We start from the raw sequence: 19,965 nt of genomic DNA on the forward strand, positions 1-19,965 counted from the left end.
GGATGTGCTTGTCCGGCTGTTCGGTGACCTCGCACGGTGGTGGCACGGCGGTCGCCGAGGGTGTTTCGTGCTGACCGCCCCGCCAACGCACGACCGCGAGCGCGGGCCGCCGTGGCTCACGGTCCTCGCCTCGAAAGGGCTCCGGATGCTCAAGCATGTCCTGGATGTGGTCGACCTCCTCGACGACCCTGGGGTCACCGGCGCCGCCGTGGTGGCCTACCTCGACGGGGTGGCCGGGGAGTCCGGGTCGGCGACCACCCGCACGGTGCACGGCGCGCGGGGTTCGACCGACTTCGTGCAGGTCCGCGTGCCGGGCGCGCGGGGGCGAACCGCGGGCGGCAGCGCTCCCACTCTCGGTGTGGTGGGGCGGCTGGGCGGGGTCGGCGCCCGCCCGGAGGTGACCGGGTTCGTCTCGGACGGTGACGGCGCGGCGGCGGCCATCGCGGTCGCGGCGAAGCTGCTGTCGATGCGCGCCCGCGGCGACGTGCTGCCCGGCGACGTGGTGATCACCACGCACGTGTGCCCGCACGCACCGACCCGGCCGCACGACCCGGTGCCGTTCATGGACTCCCCGGTCGACATGGCCACCATGAACGCCCACGAGGTCACCGACGAGATGGACGCGGTGTTGTCGATCGACGCCACCAAGGGCAACCGCATCATCAACCACCGGGGGCTGGCGCTGTCGCCGACGGTCCGGCAGGGCTGGGTACTGCGGGTGTCCGACCGGTTGGGGGCGCTGCTGGAGATCGTGACCGGTCGGCCGCTGGTGACCTACCCGGTGACCACCCAGGACATCACCCCGTACGGCAACGGCGTCTATCACCTCAACTCGATCCTGCAGCCGGCCACCGCCACCGCCGCCCCGGTCGTGGGGTTGGCGATCGTGGCCGCGTCGGCCGTGCCCGGCTGCGCCACCGGCGCCAGCCACGAGACCGACATCGCCGACGCCGCCCGCTACGCCGTCGAGGTCGCCAAGGAGTTCGGCGCGGGCCGGCTGGCCTTCCATGACCAGGCCGAGTTCGACCAGCTGGTGGCCCGCTACGGCCCGCTGACCCACCTGCAGACGATGGGCGCCCTCCCGCCGGCGGATGGCTGATCCACCCGCCGCGCGGGTGTCCGCGCGGCGGGTGATGTGCCAGGCTCAGGACGACGGACAGTCGAGCCCAGTGCCCAAGCGAGCCCAGTGCCAGTCGAGCCCAGTGGAGCGACGATGAGCAGCCAGCAGTTTCAGCACGTGCTGATCGAGCAGGACGGCCCGACCGTCCGGATCACGATGAACCGCCCCAACCGGCGGAACTCGCTGTCCGCGGACCACCTCGCGGAGCTGCGCCGCGCCTTCGAGGAGGCCGGTGAGGGCAAGGCAACCGGGATCGTGCTCGCCGGAGCGGGCCCGGTGTTCAGCTCCGGCCACGACTTCGGCGACATGGCCGACCGCGACCTGGCCGGGATGCGGGAGCTGCTGCGGCTGTGCGAGTCGCTGATGCGCACCATCCACGCCGTGCCGCAGGTGGTGGTCGCGCGGGTGCACGGGCTCGCGGTGGCGGCCGGCTGTCAGCTGGTGGCCACCTGCGACCTGGCGGTCGCCGCGGAGTCGGCCGGGTTCGCGCTGCCCGGCGGGAAGGGCGGCTGGTTCTGCCACACCCCGGCGGTGCCGGTGGCCCGGTCGATCGGCCGCAAACGGCTGATGGAGATGGCGCTGACCGGGGACGTGGTCGACGCCGCGACCGCGGAGCGGTGGGGCCTGGTCAACCGGGTGGTGCCGGACGCCGAGCTCGACGCCGCGGTGGACGACCTGCTGGCCCGCGCCACCCGCGGCAGCCGCGACGCCAAGGCGGTGGGCAAGCAGACCATCTACGCCCAGCTGGACCGCCCGGAGGCCGACGCATACGCGATCGCCACCGAGGTGATGGCCGCGACCTCGCAGACCGCCGACGCGAAGGAGCGCATGCGGGCGTTCCTGGAGAAGCGCGCCCCCGCCTTCGGCGGCTGAGCGTGACTTTGGCCTCTGGGCGATCACCGCAGGTGGCGGCACGATGACCTGCGCATACGGCGCATACGGTGAGGCGCTGCTGTTCGATGAGGTTGTGGTGCCGGTGTTCGCTTCAGCTCGGGAGAGGCGCCGTCGGGGCTCACGGCGTTGGCTTGACGGTGGGTGGCTGCCGCGCCTGCCGCGTCGCGTCCGCCGCCTGCTGGCTCTCGGCTGACCCCGCCGACGACGCCGTCGTACGGCACCGCGTGCTCGGCGTTGTGCGTGGCCTGCTGGGCGCCGTCGGTGCACAACCACCAGCCGTGGCGCGGGACGGGCGTTTGAGTGGTGGCTGGCGCGGGCCGCTGCGAGGCTGGGCGCGTGGCGGAGCAGGGAGAGCCCCCGGGCCGCGTGGACGCGCGCACGCTGCGCCGGTGGCGCCGGTGGCTCGCGCACGAACGCGAGGAAGCCGCGGTCTACCGGGAACTGGCCGCTCGCCGTGACGGTGAGGAGCGGGAGATCCTGCTGGGCCTGGCCGAGGCGGAGGAGCGGCACGCCGCCCACTGGGCGGACATGCTCGGCGACAAGGTCGGACCGGTTCGCCGCGGCCGCGTCCGGATGCGGTTGCTGGTGTTGCTGGCCCGCCGGTTCGGGTCGGTGTTCGTGCTGGCGCTGGCGCAGCGGGCGGAGAGCCGATCGCCGTACCGCTTCGACCGCGACGCGTCTCCGGCGATGGCCGCCGACGAGCGGATCCATGAGGAGGTCGTGCGCGCACTCGCCGCGCGCGGCCGGGCGCGCGTGTCGGGCACCTTCCGGGCGGCGGTGTTCGGCGCCAACGACGGCCTGGTCAGCAACCTGGCGCTGGTGCTCGGCGTCGTCGGCGGCAACGTGCCCGCCATGACGGTGCTGCTGACCGGGCTGGCCGGGCTGCTGGCCGGGGCGCTGTCGATGGGGGCGGGGGAGTACATCTCGGTGCGGTCGCAGCGCGAGCTGCTGGCGGCCGCCCGGCCGAACCCGGAAACCCGCGCCGTGGTGCCCTACCTCGACGTCGACGCCAACGAACTCGCCCTGGTCTACCGCGCCCGCGGCATGTCCGGGCAGGAGGCGCAGCGCCGCGCCGACGCCCTGCTGCGGGACCCGAAACCGCCGGTGCCGCGCGGCGAACCAGCCGCCGACGAGCACGAGGTCGTCGGCACCGGGGCGAAGGCGGCGCTGTCCAGCTTCGTGTTCTTCGGCTCGGGCGCGCTGATCCCGGTGCTGCCGTTCGCCGTCGGCCTCACCGGGTGGCCCGCCGTGGTGATCGCGGTCGGGCTCGTCAGCCTCGCGCTCATGGTCACCGGCGCGACCGTGGGCGTGTTGTCGGGTGCCGCACCGCTGCCCCGCGCCCTGCGCCAACTGGCCATCGGGGTGGGGGCCGCGGCCGTGACCTACGCGCTCGGCCTGGTCTTCGGCGCGACCGTCGGTTAGCCGAACCGCGGGTAACGCCGCATGCGCACCGCGTCGTCAACCGCGCCGTACCCGCAGCCGCATCGCGCCGGAGTGCGCGGAATTCGCGCCGGAGCGGTTCGGCTGTGCACTGTGGACAGTAGGGCGATCGGCCCAGCGGGGTTGCTCCGTGCTCCCTGTCGGCTGCCGACATGGGGACGGTCGTCCTGGCCCGTGCCCACCAGGCGCCGCTGCACTGTTCGGGGCAACTTCGCCACGAGGGTGTGATCGTCCTCTCCTCGATCTCTTCTATTAAGTTAGCCTTACCTTTGCTAGCGTTCCGTGCCGTTGCCCCGCCCGTTCCGGTCGCCGAGCTGAGGAGAAACGTGGCCGTCGCCGACACCGTGACCGAATCCATCGCCGAGTCGGTTTTCCAGTGCGTCGGGAACACCCCCGTGGTCGCGCTGAACCGGCTGTTCCCCGACCCCGACGTCGAGGTGCTCGCCAAGCTGGAACTGATGAACCCCGGCGGCAGCATGAAGGACCGCTCCGCCCGCTACATCGTCGAATGCGGACTGCAGGAGGGCACCATCCGGCCCGGCAGTCACCTCGTGGAGAGCAGCTCCGGCAACTTCGGCATCGCCCTGGCCATCGCCGCCCGCATCCACGGGCTGCGGTTCACCTGCGTGCTCGACCCCAAGACCGCCGCGTCCAACGTCGCGATCCTGCGGCAACTGGGCGCTTCGATCGAGGTGGTGACCGAACCCGACGCCTTCGGTGGCTACCTGCACAGCCGCATCCGCCGGGTGCGGGAGATCGTGGCCGCCGACCCCGGCGCGGTCTGGATCAACCAGTACGCCAACGACCGGAACTGGCAGGCCCACTACCACGGCACCGGCGCCGAACTGGCGGCGCAGCTCGTCCGGCCCCCGGCCTACCTGTTCGGCGCGGTGAGCACCACCGGCAGCCTGCTGGGCTGCGCCCGCCGGTTGCGGGAGACCTTCCCGGACCTGCGGGTCGTCGCGGTCGACGCGGTCGGCTCGGTGATCTTCGGCGCGCCCGCCGGGCCGCGGGAGATCCCCGGTATCGGGGCCAGCCGGGTGCCCGAACTGCTGCGGGCCGCCGAGATCGACGACGTGCTCTACGTCGACGACGTCGAGGCCGCCGAGGGCTGCCGGGACCTGCTGGCCGCGGAGGGCATCCTCGCCGGCGGCTCCACCGGCGCCGTCGTTGCCGCCGTCCGCCGGGCGCTGCCCGGACTGCCCCGACCGTGCCGCGTGGTGGCCGTGTTCCCCGACCGCGGCGACCGCTACCTCGACCTCGTCTACGACGACGACTGGCTCGCCGCCGCCCGCCAGCGGCGCGCCGCCCGATGACAAGGAGATCTGGTGTCCACTGAGCACTCCCCGAAGCTGCTGTACCTCAGCCGCGGCGACATCGCCGCGGTCGGCGGCGCTCATTCCGAGCTGTACGTGCAGGCGCTGCGCGACGGCCTGATCGCGCACGCCGAGGGCAGGACCGTGCAGCCACTCAAGCCCTACCTGCGCGCCGCCGGTGAGGGCGGGCACATCGCCGACCGCATCATCGCGATGCCCGCGCACGTCGGCGAGCCCGGGCTGTCCGGGATCAAGTGGATCGGCAGCAAGCACGACAACCCCACGCGCCGCGGCCTGGAGCGCGCCAGCGCGCTGATCGTGCTCAACGACCCGTCCAGCAACTACCCGGTGGCGGTCCTGGAGGGCAGCCTGATCAGCGCCTGGCGCACCGCCGGGGTGACCTGCCTGGCCGCCCGGCACCTGGCGCGCCAGGGCTTCACCGACGTCGCGCTGGTCGGCTGCGGGCTGATCGGCCGGACGCAGGTCGAGGCCCTGCTGCAGCAGTTCGGGCACATCGAGGTGGCGCACCTCTACGACCAGCGGCCGGAAGCCGCGCACGCGCTGGCCGAGCGGATCACCCGGGAACATCCGGCGGTCAAGGCACGGGTCGCCGACAGTGCCGAGGACGCGGTGCGCGCCGGTGACCTCGTCGTGCCGTGCACCGTGACCAGCGAGCCCTACATCCCGCTGGCCTGGATCAAGCGCGGCGCGCTGGTGTGCAACGTGTCCATCATGGACGTGCACAAGGACGTGTTCCTCGGCGCGGACAAGGTCGTGGTCGACGACTGGGAGCAGAGCAACCGGGAGAAGAAGATCATCAACCAGCTGGTGCTGGAGGGCGCGTTCTCCCGCGAGCAGCTGCACGCCGAGCTGGGCGAGGTGCTGGCCGGGACCCGGCCCGGCCGCGAGAACGACGACGAGATCATCCTGCTCAACCCGATGGGCATGGCGGTGGAGGACATCGCCTGCGCGGGCGCGGTCTACGAGCGGGCCCGGAGCCAGGGCGTGGGCACCTGGCTGGACCTGTACTGAGCGGGTGACGATGCGCGAGGACGCGACCGAACTGGTCCTGCGGGACCTCGTCGACGCGCTGTTGCAGGAGGACGTGGCCGGGTTCGGCGCGCGGGCCGAAACGGACTGCCCCGCCGAGCTGGCCGGTGAACCCCTGCGCGACGGCGAGTCCTGGTGCCGGGTGAAGCTGGACACCGGGTGGGTGGCCTGCCGGGTCCGCCCCGGCGGCGCGCTGCAGCGCCACCGGTTCGCCGGGGGCGCCGTCTGGCGCGGCGGTGACGGTGCCGCACCCCGACAGATCCCGCCCGAGGAACTGCTCCGGCTGGTCGGCGGCGGGTTCCCGGGTGCGGCTGCGGTGGCCGAGGACCTGCGGGCGTCGGTCGAGCACGCCGCCACGCTGCTGGCGCAGCGGGCGGAGCTCGACCTCGCCCCGCGGCCCGGGCAGCTGCTGGCGGGTGAGCGGTTGGCGGCCACCCGCAACCGGCCGTTTCACCCGACGGCGCGGGCGGCGTCCGGCTGGACCGCCACCGACGTCGCGCGCCACGGCCCGATGCGCGCCGCACCGCTTGGCCTGGACTGGGTGGGGGTGCGGCCCGAACGGCTCCGCCACGGCAGCGACCCGGACTCGCACCGCATCCCCGACCTGGTGCTGGACCACAGGCAGCGGCAGCTGCTCGACGACCTGCTGGGCAACGCGGATTCGGCGGACCTGGTGCCGGTCCCGGTGCACCCGTGGCAGTTCGACCACGTGCTGCCCACCGAGTTCGCCGAGGAACTGGCGCTCGGCGTGGTGGTGCCGCTGGTGCGCGGCCTGGGCCGGTTCCACCCCACGGCGTCGGTCCGCACGCTGACCACGTCCCCGGAGTCCGCGCGCCACGTCAAGCTGCCGCTCGGTGTCGCCACGCTGGGTGCCGCCCGGCTGCTGCCGCCGCGCTACCTGGCCAACGCCGAACGGGCGCAGGCGTGCATGCGGGAGCTGCTGGAGCGCGATCCGCTGCTGGCACACCGGGTTGCGCTGTGCGACGAGCGGACCTGGTGCGGCTGGCACGATCCGGACGACGAGTTCGGCGACCGGCCCGGGCAGCTGGCCGCGCAGGTCCGCCGGTACCCCGCGCTGGACGGGCTGGTGCTGCCGATGGCCGCGTTCGCCGCGCACGAGTGGCACGTGCTCGCGCCGCTGGTGCCGGACCCGGTCGGGTTCTTCCGCGACCTGGCGGGCGCGTTCTGCGAGCTGGGCTTCGGGTTCCTGCGCTGGGGCGTGCTGCCGGAGCTGCACGGGCAGAACGTGGTCGTCGTGCTGCGCGGCGGCCGGGTGGACCGGTTCGTCCTGCGCGACCACGACACGCTGCGGCTGTACCCGGAGTGGATGGCGGCGGCGGGCACCCCGGACCCGGAGTACGCGATCAGGCCGGGCGCGCCGCAGTCGTTGCGGCTGGACTCGGCGGAAGCGCTGGTCGGCTACCTACAGACGCTGGGTTTCCAGGTCAACCTCTACGGGATCGCCGACGCGCTGTGCCGCCACTTCGGGCTGGCCGAGGAGGCGTTGTGGACGGAACTGCGCGCGGCCGTGGTCGACTGCCTGAAGCGGCTCGACCCGCCCTCGGCGGTGAGGTCCGTGCTGCGCGCCCAGCTGCTCGACGCCGAGACCTGGCCGAGCCGGTCGGTGCTCGGTCCGCTGCTGCGCCAGGGCCGCTCCAGCGGCGTGAGCATGCCCGCCGGAACCGGTTCGGTGCCCAACCCGTTGCGGGCGGTGCGCTGATGCGGCGGGGACGGACCTTCGCCGTGCTGTGCCTCGGCCAGTTCGCGGCGACCGCGGGGCTGACCATCGTGGTGCCGCTGCTGCCGTTCTACCTCGCGCAGCTGGGCACCCCGGCCGCGGAAATCCCGTGGTGGACCGGTGTTTCGCTGGCCACCCCGGCGGTGGCCCAACTGGTCACCGGCCCACTGTGGGGACTCATCGGCGACCGCTACGGCCGCAAGGCGATGGTCGTGCGGGCGCACCTCGGCCTCGGCATCGCGATCGCCCTGATGGCGGTGGCCGGCACGCCCGGCGAGTTCCTCGCCTGCCGCCTGCTGCAGGGTGCCTGCGGTGGCGTGGTCAGCGCCACCGTTGCGTACGCGAATTCCGCGGTGCGGGCCGACCGGCGGGGCCGCGCGCTCGGCAGCCTGTTCGGGGCCACCGCCGCCGGTTCGCTGCTCGGCCCGCTCGTCGGCGGGCTGCTCGCCGGGCGGCTCGGCTTCCCCCCGCTGTTCCTCGCGGTCGCCGGCCTGCTCGTGGTGTCCAGCGCGCTCGCGGCGGTGCTGCTGGTCGAACCCTCCGGCCGTGCGCCACACCGGCAACCGGTCCGCGAGGTGGCCGCGGCGCTGTTGCGCACCGGCGAGACCCGCGCGATGCTGCTGGCCGGGCTGGCCGCGCAGGCCGCCATCTACGCCCTGGTGGTGGTCTTCGCGCCGCAGGTTGACCGGATCACCGGTTCGGTGGCGGCCGCGACCACGTGGGTCGGCGTGCTGCAGGCGGTGACCTGGGCGGCGTCGTGGGCGGGCAGTCCGTGGTGGGGGCGCCGCAACGACGTCCGACCCGCGCAGCGCGGGTTCGCCGTGGCCGCCACCGGATGCGGGCTCGCGGTGGCCGCGCAGGCGATGGTCCCGGTGGAACTGCTGTTGCCGCTGCGCGCCGTGCAGGGCTTCTGCTTCGCCGCGCTGGTGCAGTCGGTGCTGCACGTGACGGCGCGCCGGGTACCCACCCAGGGCTGCGGCACGGCTTTCGGATTCACCACCGGCCTGCTCGACCTCGGGCAGGTGGTGGGGCCGTTGCTGGGCGCGGCCGCGGCGGTACTGCTGCCGCCGACCGCCGTGTTCGGGTTGATCGGCGCGCTGCTGGGCGGGGCCGCGATGCTGGCCGCGGTCAGCCACCGCCGCGGCGCGGAACCCGTCGAACTGCCAGCGACGAGCGAGAAGGTGTTGCGGTGAACGAAGTTCTGGCCCGCGCCGCCGCACGGCAGCGGCTGCTGAACGCGCTGGTGCGGGAGACCGGCGGACAGCTCGCGGTGTCCGGCGGCTGGGCGCGCATCCCGCTGCCGAGCATCGGGGAATCGCTGGTGGTCGCGGTGGTGTACCACTCCGACTTCGGCCACCACGCCTATGGCGAGCAGCTGTACCGCGAGGGCCCGCGCGGCCGCCGACCCGTCGGGCACGAGGAGTTCGTGGCCCTGGTGGCCGACGAGCTCGCCGCCCGAGGCGGCGGCGCCAAGGAGGCGTTCTGCGACCAGGTGGCCAACAGCGTGGCGCGGTCCGCACGTTACCTCGGCCACCGGCGCGCGGCGCGGCCGACGCGGCCACACGAGATCACCCGCTGCGCCGAGCAGTCGTTGCTGCTGGGCCACCCCTTCCACCCGACGCCCAAGAGCGCCGAGGGCTTCGCCGACCACGAACTGGCCCGCTACGCGCCGGAACTCGGCGCCGCCTTCCAACTGCACTACCTGGCCGTCGCGCCGGAGATCGTGCTGCAGGAGCGCGTCGCCGACGGGGCGTGGATCCCCGCCGAAGTCGAGGAGAAGGCACGCATTGAGCTGCGCACCGACCAGCACGACCACCTCCTGCTGCCAATGCACCCGTGGCAGGCCGGCTACCTGGCCCGCAAGCCGGCGTTCGCCGACCTCGTGGAACGCGGCCAGGCGGTGCCGCTGGGGCCGGTGGGCGCGCAGGTGTACGCGACGTCCTCGGTGCGCACCACGTGCGACCCCGGCTTCGAGACGAGCTGGAAGCTGCCGCTGCACGTGCGGATCACCAACTTCGTCCGGAACAACCCGGTGGAGCACGTGCGCCGGGCTGCCGACGCCAGCCGGGTGGTGGCCGCCGCCGCGCGGCGATGGCGGCACGACGGGTTCGAGGTGCTGCTGGAAACCGGGTACCGCACCATCGATCCGGCGGTCGTCGGGGACCTGGCCGCGGACCTGTCCGTGCTGTTCCGCCGCAACCCCGGCCCCGGCACGGCCCCGCGGGTGCTGGCCGCGCTGCTGGAGGACCGCCTGGACGGCCGCGCCCCGGCACTACTGGACCTGGTGGCCGAGGCGGGCCCGCTGTCGTTCGACCACGTCGCCGAGTGGTTGCGGCGCTACCTGCGGATCTCCCTCGGCCCGCTGCTGGCGGTCTTCACCGAGGACGGCATCAGCTTCGAGGCGCACGTGCAGAACTCCCTGCTACACACCGAAGGCGGCTGGCCGGTCCGGTTCTACGTCCGGGACATGGAGGGCACGAGCGTCAGCCGCGAGCGGGCCGAGGTCGGCGCGCTCGACGACAACAGCCCGCTGCTCTACAGCGACGCCGAGTCCTGGATGCGGCTGCGCTACCACGTGCTGACCAACCACGTGGGCCACCTGGTGCACGTCCTGGGCCGCTACACCGGGATCGGGGAACGGCGACTGTGGGCGGTGGTCGGCGAGTTCCTGCGCACCTGCCCCGGCCGCTACGCCGCCGAACTGCTGGCCTCGCCGACGCTGCCGGCGAAGGCGAACCTGCTTAGCCGCTTCGCCGAGCGCGGCGAGCGTCCCCTCTACGTCGACGTCCGCAACCCGCTCGTGGAGACCCGATGAACAACGCTGTTGACGCCTGCTCATCGGGGCCGACCGCGTGCGGGTCTCCCGCCCACAACCGAGGAGTGCCGATGACCCTGGACCTCGTGCCCGCCGCGCTCACCGCGCCGGGGTGGCACACCGTGCGGCGCCGGGTGTTCCGGCAGCTGGTGTCCTCCCTGGTGTACGAGGGCGCGCTGAAGACCCGGCAGGACGGCGAGCAGTACGTCGTCGACGGCGTGGACGCCGCCGGCGCACCCGTCCGCTACAGCTTCCGCGCGGTGCGCCGCTTCGGCTTCGGGCGAGTCAGCGTCGTCTCGGACGTGCTGCGCGACGGCGTGCAGGCGGAGTCGGTCACCGACTTCCTCGCCGAGGTGCGCGGATCGCTGGACGCCGATCCGGCCCTGCTGCCCGGCTTTGCCCGGGAGCTGGAGGAAACCCTGTTCAAGGACGCGCTGTCCGAACACGTCCGCCGCGAGCTGGCGGTGGATCTGTCCACAGCGGACCACGACGTGCTGGAGTCGGCCATCACCGACGGCCACCGCTACCACCCGACCTACAAGTCACGGCTGGGCTTCGACGCCGCCGACAACCTCGCCTACGGCCCGGAGTTCGCCCGCCCGGTTCGCCCGGTCTGGTTGGCCGCGCACCGCGACATCACCGAGGTGACCGCGTCCGCGACCGTCGCCGGCAGCTACGTGGACGACCAGCTCGGCGAAGCCGCGCAGGATTTCCGCCGGCGCGTCGAGCAGGCCGGGGCCGACCCGCAGGACTACGCCCTGGTGCCGGTGCACCCGTGGCAGTGGCGGCAGCGGATCGCCCGGGCCTTCGCCGACCAGCTGCGGCGTCGACAGCTGATCGTGCTGGGGGAGGACCCGCACTCCTTCCTCGCCCAGCAGTCCATCCGCACCCTGGCCTGCCAGGACGACCCGCACCGGCCGTACCTGAAGCTGTCGATGTCGATCGTGAACACCTCCACCAGCCGGGGCCTCGCCGCACACACCGTGCACAACGCACCGCTGATCAGCGACTGGCTGCACGGTCTGGTCGCCGAGGACGCGTTCCTCCGTGACGAGGTGCGCCCGATCGTGCTGCGCGAACAGCTCGGCATCGCGGTGAACCCGCCCGGCGGGCTGCTGCAGGAGGACACCTACGGTGCCTTGGCCTGCATCTGGCGGGAAAGCCTGCACCGGTACCTCGAACCCGGGGAGCGTGCCGTGCCGTTCACCGGCCTGACCGCCTGCCAGGTCGACGGCACCCCGCTGATCGACCCGTGGGTGCGCGAGATGGGTGCCGCTGAGTGGGTCCGGCGGGTGGCGCGGGTCAGCGCGGTGCCGCTGGTGCACCTGCTGTGCCGCCACGGGGTGGCGTTGGAGACGCACGCGCAGAACGCGCTGCTGGTGCACCGCGACGGGGTGCCGACCAGGGTGGCGTTGAAGGACTTCCACGACGGCGTGCGGTTCAGCCGCCGCCACCTCGCCGCACCACAGCGCTGCCCGCGGCTGGCGGGAACGCCCGCGCACCACCAGAACCGCAACTCGTTCGTCGAGACCGACGACCTGGGGCTGGTCACCGACTTCCTGCTGGACGCGTTCCTGTTCGTCAACCTCGGCGAGCTCGGCATCTTCCTCGCCGACCACTACGACCTGGCGGAGCGGGACTTCTGGCGGCTGGTGCGCGAGGAGCTCCGCGCCTACCAGGCGCGGTTCCCGGAGCTGGCGGCGCGGTTCGCGCTGTTCGACGTGTTCACCCCGACCGTGGAGGTGGAGAAGCTGACCACCCGCCGCCTGCTGCCGGACACCGAACTACGCCTGCACACCGTGCCGAACCCGCTTGCGGAGGTGGACTGATGCTGCGCCGCAACGCCGTGCGCGACGCCCTGGCCGACGGCGGCGAGGTCTACGGGCTGTTCTGCTCGATCCCCGCGCCGACGCTGGTGGAGATGATCGGCTGCGCCGGTTACGACTTCGTCATCCTCGACACCGAGCACGCGCTTGTCGACCCGCAGCAGCTGGAGAACCTGATCCGCGCCGCCGAGGCCGTCGACCTGGTGCCCTTCGTGCGGGTCCCCGAGGGCGACGCGAATGCGATCCTGCGTGCCCTGGACGCGGGGGCGATGGGCATCGTCGTGCCGCACGTCCGCAACCGGTCCGATGTGGACGCCGCGATCCGGGCGGCCCGCTACGCCCCGGAGGGCATGCGCAGCCTCAACGGCGGGCGGGTGCCCGGCTTCGGCCGCATCGAGCTCACCGAGTACATCCGCCGCGCCAACGAGGAGATCATGCTCGTCGCGATGATCGAGGACGCCGAGGGCGTGGACGAGCTGCCCGCCATCCTCGCCGGCGGTGGAGTGGACCTGGTGCTGGAGGGTGCGGCCGACCTGTCACAGTCCTACGGCGTGCCGTGGCAGACCCGGCACCCCACGGTGCGGGACGCCCTGCGCCGGGTCCACGCCGAATGCGCCCGCCGCTCGGTGCCGTTCTGCGCGATCCCGCGCACCCGCGACGACCACGAGCGCTGGCGGGCCGAAGGGGTCCGTGCGTTCGTGCTCGGCGAGGAACGCGGACTGGCCGCCCGCGCGCTGCGCGCCCACCTGGAGGACCACCGTGGATGAGAAGCTGAGCAAACTCGTGCAGGACCGCGTCGGTGGTGCCCAACCGGTCTGCCTGTTCGCCTACGACCTGGACCGGCTCACCGAGCACGTCCGCACCGTGGTCGCGTCGCTGCCGCCGCGCTGCCGGATGTTCTACGCGATGAAGGCCAACAGCGGCGAGCGGCTGCTGCGAGCCCTGGCGCCGCTGGTCGCCGGGTTCGAGGTCGCCTCCGGCGGGGAGCTGGCCAAGGCGCGGGCGGTGGGCGGCCAGATCCCGGTGATCTTCGGCGGACCAGCCAAGACGCCCGCGGAGATCGAGCAGGCGCTGCGGCAGGACGTCACCCGCCTGCACGCGGAGAGCGTGCTGGAACTACACCGCATCTCCGAGGTCGCCACCCGGCTCGGCCGCATCGCCGAGGTGCTGCTGCGGGTCAACCTCGCCGGTCCGTTCCCGACCGCGACGCTGGCGATGGCCGGGCGCCCCACCCAGTTCGGCATCGCCGAGGAGCTCCTGCCCGAGGCGGTCGACACCGCCCGCCGTCTGCCCGGGATCCGCCTGGCCGGGTTTCATCTGCACTCGCTGTCAAACAACCTGTCCGCACCTGCCCACCTGGAGCTGCTGGACTTCTACCGGCGCACCGTGCGGCAGTGGGAGCGCGAGTTCCGGCTGGAGGTGGAGGTCCTCAACGCAGGGGGCGGCATCGGCGTGAACTACGCCGACCTGGACGAGCAGTTCGACTGGGCGCACTTCGCCCGCGGCCTGCCCGCGGTCGTCGACGCCTTCCCCGAGCACTGCCGCGAGATCGACTTCGAGTGCGGCCGCTACCTGGTCGCCGACTGCGGCCGCTACGTGGTGGAGGTCCTCGACATCAAGCGCAACCACGGTGTGGACTTCGTGCTCGTGCGCGGCGGGACCCACCACTTCCGGCTCCCGGTGTCGTGGCAGCACAGCCACCCCTTCACCGTCGTGCCGGTGGAGGACTGGCCGTCGAGCGCGCCGCGCCCGGAACTGCGGGACGCGGCGGTGACCGTGGTCGGGGAGCTGTGCACGCCCAAGGACGTCCTGGCGCGGGAGGCGCCGGTGTCCCGGGTGCGGGCCGGTGACGTGCTGGTGTTCAGCCACGCCGGGGCCTACGGCTGGGAGATCTCGCACCACGACTTTCTCAGCCATCCCCATCCGGAGCACGTCTACTACGGCGACAGTGCGTGAGGCAACGGACGCCCTGCACACCGTCTGCCGCCGGTTGCGGACAGGTTGACAACTTTCCTCGCGGTGCCGTCTGGTCGAGACTCGGGACCGACTGAGAGCGAGGAGAACACGCATGGCGGAGCTGGCTGATCTCCCGGCGGTGGAGCTGGTGGCAGCGTACCGGGCAGGTGAGGCGTCGCCGGTCGAGGCCGTCGAATCCGTGCTGGCGCGCGTGGCGCGGGTCGAGCCGAAGGTGTGCGCGCTCTACGCGCTCGACCCGGACGGCGCACGGGCGGCGGCCCGCGAGTCCGAGCAGCGATGGCGGCGCGGGGAACCGGCCGGGCCGCTCGACGGCATCCCGGTCACCCTCAAGGAGAACATCGCCACCCGGGGTACCCCGGTGCCACTGGGCACGGCGGCCACCGAACTGATTCCGGCCCGGGAGGACGCGCCCGCCGCCGCGCGGCTGCGGGAGAGCGGCGCGGTGCTGTTCGCCAAGACCACGATGCCCGACTACGGGATGCTGTCCTCCGGCGCGTCGAGCTTCCACCACCTCTCCCGCAACCCGTGGGACCTCACCCGCACCCCGGGCGGCTCCAGCGCCGGGGCGGGCGCCGCGGCCGCCGCCGGGTACGGGCCGCTGCACGTGGGCACCGACATCGGCGGGTCGATCCGGTTGCCCGCCGGGTGGTGCGGGGTGGTCGGCCTCAAGCCCAGCTTCGGCCGCATCCCGGTGGACCCGCCCTACCCGGGCCGGGTCGTTGGCCCGATGACCCGCGCGGTCGCTGACGCCGCGCTGTTGGCGTCCGTGTTGTCCGCGCCGGACGTCCGCGACCACACCAGCCTGCCGCCGGCCGACCTGGACTGGGGCGACCTCGATCGGCCGGTGCGCGGCCTGCGGATCGCGCTGCTGCTGGACCATCGGGTCGGCCTGCCCGTCGAGCCGGTGGTCACGGCCGCGGTCACCGCCGCGGCGCAGTTGCTGGAGTCCGCCGGGGCCGTCGTGGAGCCGGTCGATGCGTTCCTGAGCCGCGAGATGCTCGACGGCATGGACCGGTTCTGGCGATTCCGGTCCTTCACCGACATCTCGGCGTTGCCGCCGGAGCGTCGCGCGAAGGTGCTGCCGGGCATCGCGCAGTGGGCCACCAGCGCCCGCGACTTCACCGCGGCCGATATCTTCCACGGCTTCAGCCAGATGGACGCGATCTCGGTGGCGGCCAACCGCGTGGTCCGCGACTTCGACTACGTGCTGTCCCCGGTGGCGCCGATCCCGGCCTTCCCAGCCGAGCAGGCATACCCCACCGACGACCCGATGCGCCCGCTGGAGCACATCGCCTTCACGCTGCCGTACAACATGTCGGGGCAACCGGCTGTCTCGGTCAACTGCGGCTGGACCCCGGACGGCCTGCCGATCGGCCTGCAGATCGCGGGCCGCCGCTTCGACGACGTCGGTGTCCTCCGCCTGGCGCGCGCCTACGAGGGCCTGCGCGGCCCCCAACGCCCCTGGCCCACCCCGTGACGTCAGCAGGAGCCACCGGAGCGCGCGGATCGGTGACCCGCCGGGCACGGCCCCTGGTCAGGCGGTGAGCAGCTCGGTGAAGCGGGCGAGGTCGACGTTCCCGCCGGAGATCACCACGCCCACCCGGGGCGGTGCGCTGATGCGCCCGGTGAGCAGCGCGGCGACACCCACCGCCGCGCTGGGCTCGATGACGATCTTCAGCCGCTCGAACACCAGCCGCATCGCCGCGCGGATCTCCTCGTCGGTGACCAGCACGACCTCGTCGACCAGGCGCCGGTTGACCTCGAAGGTCAGCTCGCCCGGCGCGGGCACGGCCAGGCCGTCGGCGATGGTCCGCGACACCGGGGTCGTCACCCGCTCACCGGCGGCGAACGAGCGCCGGGTGTCGTCCGCGGTGTCCGGTTCGACGCCGATGACGCGGATGTTCGGGTCGAGCCCCTTGGCGACCGTGGCGCACCCCGCGATCAGCCCGCCGCCGCCGACCGGCGTCACGAGCGCGTCCAGCGCACCGACCTCGTCCAGCAGCTCCAGCGCGGCGGTGCCCTGCCCGGCCATCACGTGCGGGTGGTCGTAGGGCGGGATGAGCGTCAGACCTCGTTCGGCGGCGAGCTGCTCACCGAGCGCGACGCGGTCCTGGCTGTAGCGGTCGTAGGTGACGACCTCCGCGCCGTAACCGCGGGTGGCGGCCAGCTTGGCGGCCGGGGCGTCCTCGGGCATCAGGATCACCGCGGTGGCGCCCAGCAGTCGGCAGGCCAGCGCGACGGCCTGCGCGTGGTTGCCGGAGGAGTACGCGGCCACGCCCCGACCGAGCTGCTCCGCACCGAGCCGGGAGATGGCGTTGTAGGCGCCGCGGAACTTGAAGGCGCCCATGCGCTGGAAGTTCTCGCACTTGAGGAAGACCTCGGCGCCGACGAGGTTGTTGAGCGTGGTGGAGGTGAGCACCGGGGTGCGGTGTGCGACGCCGTCCAGCCGCTTGGCCGCGTCCCGCACGTCGTCCAAGGTCACGATCTCGCTCACGGTGCCCCTTCTGCTCGGCGGTCGGCATCGATCATAGGCGTGATCACCAGGTGCGCGGGTCCGCGCCCCAGCGCGCGGGGACCCCGGCCGTGGCCAGGTCAATGGTCTGCTCGACCAGCTCCAGCAGCCGCGCCAGCTCGCGGCTGCCGTCGGCGCAGGTGGTCTGCAGCCCGATGCGCAGCGCCGCGTAGACGATGCCGACCAGGACGCGGGGCCGTAGGTCGCGCACCGGGTCGACGCCCTGCCGCCGGGCGATCTCGGTGGTCAGCAGTTCCTCGTTCAGCGCCGCCCGCCGCAGGTTGCCCGCCAGCAGCGCGGGCGTGTTGCTGATCAGGTGCTGGATGCGCAGGAACCGCGGGACGCCTTCGCGGGAGGCGGACTCCCGCACCGCGTCCAGCACTGCCTGGCGCAGGGCGACCAGCGGTGGTTCGTCGGCGGGCCGCGCGGCCAGCTCCCGGCAGACCAGCTCGTCGAACTCGGTGCCCTTGGCCAGCGCAACGTCCTCCTTGCCGTCGAAGTAGCGGAAGAAGGTCCGCGGCGAGATCTCCACGGCGGTGGCGATCTCGTCGATGGTGGTCTCGTCGTAGCCCTGGCTGAGGAACAGGTCCAGCCCCGCGTCGATCAGGGCGGACCGGGTGCGCTGCTTCTTCCGGGCCCGCAGGCCACCCTGGTCGGTCGGGGCGCTCATGCCCCCATTCTGCCATCAGGGCAGCGACCGACTAAAGTCATCGAGTGTCAACTGGCATTAAATGACACGTTTGCTGGACGGTCGGTGCCAGCCGCACCCCGTGAAGGGAGCACAGATGACCAAGGGGCTGGAGATCCGCCTCGCGTCCCGCCCGAAGGGCTGGCCGACGCCGGAGAACTTCGACATCGTCGAGGTCGAGACCCCGCGGCCCGGCGAGGGCGAGCTGCTGGTGCGCAACCTCATGATGAGTGTCGATCCCTACATGCGCGGCCGGATGAACGCCGGCAGGTCCTACGTGCCGCCGTTCGAGGTCGGCAAGGCGCTGCAGGGGCGCGCGGTGGGTGAGGTGGTCGCCTCCAACGCCGAGGGCTTCCAGCCCGGCGACCACGTGGTGCACCAGTTCGGCTGGCGCGACCACGCGGTGGTTCGGCCCGAGCACGCCGTCAAGGTCGACCCGCAGGCCGCGCCGCTGGGCGCCTACCTCTACGTTCTCGGCATGCCCGGGCTCACCGCCTACGTCGGCCTCGTCGAGGTCGCCGAGCTGAAGGAGGGCGACGTCGTGTTCGTCTCCGCCGCGGCGGGCGCGGTGGGCCTGCTGGCCGGGCAGATCGCCAGGCTGCGCGGCGCGTCGCGGGTGATCGGCAGCGCCGGGTCGGCGGAGAAGGTCCGCTACCTCGTCGAGGAGGCCGGATTCGACGCCGCGTTCAACTACCACGACGGCCCGGTGGCCGAGCAGCTCGCGGCGGCCGCGCCCAATGGCATCGACGTCTACTTCGACAACGTCGGAGGAGAGCACCTGGAGGCCGCGATCGGCGCGCTCAACGACTTCGGCCGCGTCGCCGAGTGCGGCATGATCTCCCAGTACAACGCCACCGAGCCGCAGCCCGGCCCGCGCAACATGTTCATGCTGGTCACCAAGCGGCTGAAGCTGCAGGGCTTCATCGTCACCGACCACCCGCACCGGCAGGACCAGTTCCTCGCCGAGGTCGGCGGCTGGCTGCGCGAGGGCAGGATCACCTACCGCGAGACCGTGGTCGAGGGCCTGCGCAACGCCCCGGAGGCGTTCCTGGGCATGCTGCGCGGCGAGAACACCGGCAAGATGCTGGTCAGGATCGCCTGAGCCGTCGTCCGTCGGTCGACGTGGGTCTACCGCGCGTGGTCCGAAGTGGAGGGAGGCTGCTCGGCTGGGTGGGAGTCCAGCCATTCGGCCCAGGTGGTCCGGCCGCGGCGACCGCCCGGGCAGGTCAGCTCGGTGGCGACGCGCCGCAGCCGTCGCGGGGCGGGCAGGCCGATCACCCGCTGGCGGCGGCCGCGGGCCCGCTGCCAGGACCGCACCGCGTCACCGAGGGTCAGCACCTCCGGTCCGCCGAAGTCGTCGAGCCGACCCCCGGCCCCGCCGCGGACGTGCTCGGCGAGGTACTCGGCGAAGTCTCGGGCGTCCACGGGCTGGGTGGGCAGTCCGGTGGGCAGCGGCAGCACCGGCAGCCGCGCGGCGCGGGTGAGCATCCGGTCCAGCAGCCAGTGAAACTGGGTGGCGCGCGCGATGGACCACGGCACGTCGGCCACGCTCACCAGTTCCTCGGCGGTGTGCTTGAGCCGCAGGTAGGGCAGGGCGGGCCGGTCGACGCCGACGATCGAGACGTACAGGAAGTGCTGGACCTGGGCGGCGGTGGCGGCTTCCAGCAGCCGGCTGGTGCCGTCGACGTCGACGTCGGGCGGGCTGCGCCGGAAGTCGACCGGGTGCGGGAAGCCGCGCTGCGCGACCGGGGACCAGGTGGCCGCGTGCACCACGGTGTGTGCGTCGGCGACCAGCTCGGCAACCCCCTCGCCGGTGGTGAGGTCGCCGCGCACCCATTCCACCTCGGGGTCGGTCCCGGGGCGGCGGGTGAGGATGCGCACCCGGTGGGTGGGTGTGAGCAGGCGCACGAGCTCGCGGCCCAGGTGTCCGGTTCCCCCGGTGATCGCGACTGCGCCCGTCGTGGCGTTCCCGGCGTCCATGGCGGCACCCCCGGCGTCCGTCTCGGCCGACCTCACTGTCGCACCGGGGCTCGGCCGCTGCCGGTTCAGCGGCCGAGCAGCGGACCGGTCAGGTCATCCAGGACACCGCCGAGGCCCGGCAGCAGGCTCGGCTCCGGCTCGAAGCGGCCGGGCGGCGTGGATTCCGACGGCGGTGCGATCCCGCTCGAGTCGTCCTCGGGTGGCGTCGACTCGTCCGGCGGCGTCGGCTTGCCCGGCTGCCTCGCGTCGCTGGGCGGTGTCGGTTCGCCGGGCGCCGCCGTCGGCGGGGCGGTCTCCTGCAGGGCCGACGGCTCGATGGTGGGCGTGGTCGTCGTGGTGTCCGGCTCGTCGGACTCGGTCGTGGGTTCCGGCCGGGCCGGCGTGGTGGTGGCCGGGGCCGGGGCTTGGCTGGCGAGCAGCTGCGGCGGCGGGGTCGGCGCGCCCAGGTCCGGCACGGTCGGGACGACCTCCGGGGCCAGCAGCTGCGCGGCGGGCGCGGCAGCGGCCCGCGGCGCAGGGGCGGGGCTGTCGTCGCCGTAGTCGGCGCTGCTGACCGCGATCACGGTGAGGAAAACCGCGACGGCGTACCCGACCACGCGCGGCGGGGTA

Annotated in this window: 17 protein-coding genes; 13 read left to right on the forward strand and 4 right to left on the reverse strand. The window is 73.3% G+C overall.

What is annotated here, in order from left to right; translation table 11 throughout:
- Window positions 1-145 precede the first annotated feature (145 nt).
- The 12 genes from IEY17_RS14195 (at window position 146) to IEY17_RS14250 (ending at window position 15,653) form a co-directional block, all read left to right on the forward strand.
- Window positions 146-1,099: a DUF1177 domain-containing protein gene (locus tag IEY17_RS14195; RefSeq protein ID WP_188987856.1), complete on the forward strand. Its 954-nt coding sequence runs from the start codon at window positions 146-148 to the stop codon at window positions 1,097-1,099.
- Window positions 1,100-1,213: 114 nt separating this feature from the next.
- On the forward strand, window positions 1,214-1,993 hold the full coding sequence (locus IEY17_RS14200) for an enoyl-CoA hydratase-related protein (protein ID WP_188987857.1): 780 nt from the start codon (window positions 1,214-1,216) through the stop codon (window positions 1,991-1,993).
- Window positions 1,994-2,350: 357 nt separating this feature from the next.
- Window positions 2,351-3,436 (forward strand): VIT1/CCC1 transporter family protein, encoded by a 1,086-nt coding sequence (locus tag IEY17_RS14205; RefSeq protein WP_188987858.1) that lies wholly within the window; start codon window positions 2,351-2,353, stop codon window positions 3,434-3,436.
- Between the two features lie 344 nt (window positions 3,437-3,780).
- Window positions 3,781-4,770 carry a 2,3-diaminopropionate biosynthesis protein SbnA gene (gene sbnA, locus IEY17_RS14210; RefSeq protein ID WP_188987859.1) on the forward strand — a complete coding sequence of 330 codons (990 nt, stop codon included), beginning with the start codon at window positions 3,781-3,783 and terminating at the stop codon, window positions 4,768-4,770.
- Between the two features lie 12 nt (window positions 4,771-4,782).
- Window positions 4,783-5,802, forward strand: a complete 1,020-nt coding sequence (gene sbnB / locus IEY17_RS14215) for a 2,3-diaminopropionate biosynthesis protein SbnB (protein WP_229680155.1) — start codon at window positions 4,783-4,785, stop codon at window positions 5,800-5,802.
- 10 nt (window positions 5,803-5,812) lie between these two features.
- Complete coding sequence (locus IEY17_RS14220; RefSeq protein WP_188988008.1) at window positions 5,813-7,540, forward strand: IucA/IucC family protein; 1,728 nt, start codon at window positions 5,813-5,815, stop codon at window positions 7,538-7,540.
- The gene (locus IEY17_RS14225) at window positions 7,540-8,751 is read left to right on the forward strand and encodes an MFS transporter (RefSeq protein ID WP_229680156.1); all 1,212 of its coding nucleotides are present in this window, start codon (window positions 7,540-7,542) and stop codon (window positions 8,749-8,751) included. The genes IEY17_RS14220 and IEY17_RS14225 overlap by 1 nt, the downstream gene beginning before the upstream one ends.
- Window positions 8,748-10,373, forward strand: coding sequence for an IucA/IucC family protein (locus IEY17_RS14230; protein ID WP_188987860.1), 1,626 nt, complete (start codon window positions 8,748-8,750; stop codon window positions 10,371-10,373). The genes IEY17_RS14225 and IEY17_RS14230 overlap by 4 nt, the downstream gene beginning before the upstream one ends.
- Before the next feature lie 71 nt (window positions 10,374-10,444).
- Window positions 10,445-12,202: an IucA/IucC family protein gene (locus IEY17_RS14235; protein WP_188987861.1), complete on the forward strand. Its 1,758-nt coding sequence runs from the start codon at window positions 10,445-10,447 to the stop codon at window positions 12,200-12,202.
- On the forward strand, window positions 12,202-12,966 hold the full coding sequence (locus tag IEY17_RS14240; protein WP_188987862.1) for an HpcH/HpaI aldolase family protein: 765 nt from the start codon (window positions 12,202-12,204) through the stop codon (window positions 12,964-12,966). The genes IEY17_RS14235 and IEY17_RS14240 overlap by 1 nt, the downstream gene beginning before the upstream one ends.
- Complete coding sequence (locus tag IEY17_RS14245) at window positions 12,959-14,155, forward strand: type III PLP-dependent enzyme (protein ID WP_188987863.1); 1,197 nt, start codon at window positions 12,959-12,961, stop codon at window positions 14,153-14,155. The genes IEY17_RS14240 and IEY17_RS14245 overlap by 8 nt, the downstream gene beginning before the upstream one ends.
- 112 nt (window positions 14,156-14,267) lie before the next feature.
- Window positions 14,268-15,653, forward strand: a complete 1,386-nt coding sequence (locus tag IEY17_RS14250; protein ID WP_188987864.1) for an amidase — start codon at window positions 14,268-14,270, stop codon at window positions 15,651-15,653.
- A gap of 57 nt (window positions 15,654-15,710) precedes the next feature.
- On the opposite strand, the gene IEY17_RS14255 is transcribed toward IEY17_RS14250, so the two are convergent.
- Both IEY17_RS14255 and IEY17_RS14260 read right to left on the reverse strand, forming a co-directional pair.
- Window positions 15,711-16,661 carry a threo-3-hydroxy-L-aspartate ammonia-lyase gene (locus tag IEY17_RS14255; protein WP_229680173.1) on the reverse strand — a complete coding sequence of 317 codons (951 nt, stop codon included), beginning with the start codon at window positions 16,659-16,661 and terminating at the stop codon, window positions 15,711-15,713.
- 52 nt (window positions 16,662-16,713) lie between these two features.
- The gene (locus tag IEY17_RS14260) at window positions 16,714-17,358 is read right to left on the reverse strand and encodes a TetR family transcriptional regulator (protein ID WP_188987866.1); all 645 of its coding nucleotides are present in this window, start codon (window positions 17,356-17,358) and stop codon (window positions 16,714-16,716) included.
- Window positions 17,359-17,473: 115 nt separating this feature from the next.
- Here IEY17_RS14260 and IEY17_RS14265 point away from each other — a divergent pair, with 115 nt between their 5' ends.
- Complete coding sequence (locus tag IEY17_RS14265) at window positions 17,474-18,478, forward strand: NADP-dependent oxidoreductase (RefSeq protein ID WP_188987867.1); 1,005 nt, start codon at window positions 17,474-17,476, stop codon at window positions 18,476-18,478.
- A 26-nt stretch (window positions 18,479-18,504) separates the two neighbouring features.
- Here IEY17_RS14265 and IEY17_RS14270 read toward each other — a convergent pair whose 3' ends face one another.
- Entirely contained in the window at window positions 18,505-19,356 is an 852-nt protein-coding gene (locus IEY17_RS14270; RefSeq protein WP_188987868.1) for an SDR family oxidoreductase, read from the reverse strand.
- Window positions 19,357-19,421: 65 nt separating this feature from the next.
- Window positions 19,422-19,952, reverse strand: coding sequence for a hypothetical protein (locus tag IEY17_RS14275; RefSeq protein WP_188987869.1), 531 nt, complete (start codon window positions 19,950-19,952; stop codon window positions 19,422-19,424).
- Between the last annotated feature and the right edge of the window lie 13 nt (window positions 19,953-19,965).

Source organism: Saccharopolyspora thermophila, assembly GCF_014646075.1.
GTDB classification, from domain to species: domain Bacteria; phylum Actinomycetota; class Actinomycetes; order Mycobacteriales; family Pseudonocardiaceae; genus Saccharopolyspora; species Saccharopolyspora thermophila.

What these genes read in the sequence shown, in the direction of transcription:
- IEY17_RS14265 (WP_188987867.1), top strand. Translation starts at nt 17,474, where the DNA reads ATGACCAAGGGGCTGGAGATCCGCCTCGCGTCCCGCCCGAAGGGCTGG.
- IEY17_RS14250 (WP_188987864.1), top strand. Translation starts at nt 14,268, where the DNA reads ATGGCGGAGCTGGCTGATCTCCCGGCGGTGGAGCTGGTGGCAGCGTAC.
- IEY17_RS14240 (WP_188987862.1), top strand. Translation starts at nt 12,202, where the DNA reads ATGCTGCGCCGCAACGCCGTGCGCGACGCCCTGGCCGACGGCGGCGAG.
- IEY17_RS14225 (WP_229680156.1), top strand. Translation starts at nt 7,540, where the DNA reads ATGCGGCGGGGACGGACCTTCGCCGTGCTGTGCCTCGGCCAGTTCGCG.
- IEY17_RS14200 (WP_188987857.1), top strand. Translation starts at nt 1,214, where the DNA reads ATGAGCAGCCAGCAGTTTCAGCACGTGCTGATCGAGCAGGACGGCCCG.
- IEY17_RS14260 (WP_188987866.1), bottom strand. Translation starts at nt 17,358, where the DNA reads ATGAGCGCCCCGACCGACCAGGGTGGCCTGCGGGCCCGGAAGAAGCAG.
- IEY17_RS14195 (WP_188987856.1), top strand. Translation starts at nt 146, where the DNA reads ATGCTCAAGCATGTCCTGGATGTGGTCGACCTCCTCGACGACCCTGGG.
- IEY17_RS14270 (WP_188987868.1), bottom strand. Translation starts at nt 19,356, where the DNA reads ATGGACGCCGGGAACGCCACGACGGGCGCAGTCGCGATCACCGGGGGA.
- IEY17_RS14235 (WP_188987861.1), top strand. Translation starts at nt 10,445, where the DNA reads ATGACCCTGGACCTCGTGCCCGCCGCGCTCACCGCGCCGGGGTGGCAC.
- IEY17_RS14220 (WP_188988008.1), top strand. Translation starts at nt 5,813, where the DNA reads ATGCGCGAGGACGCGACCGAACTGGTCCTGCGGGACCTCGTCGACGCG.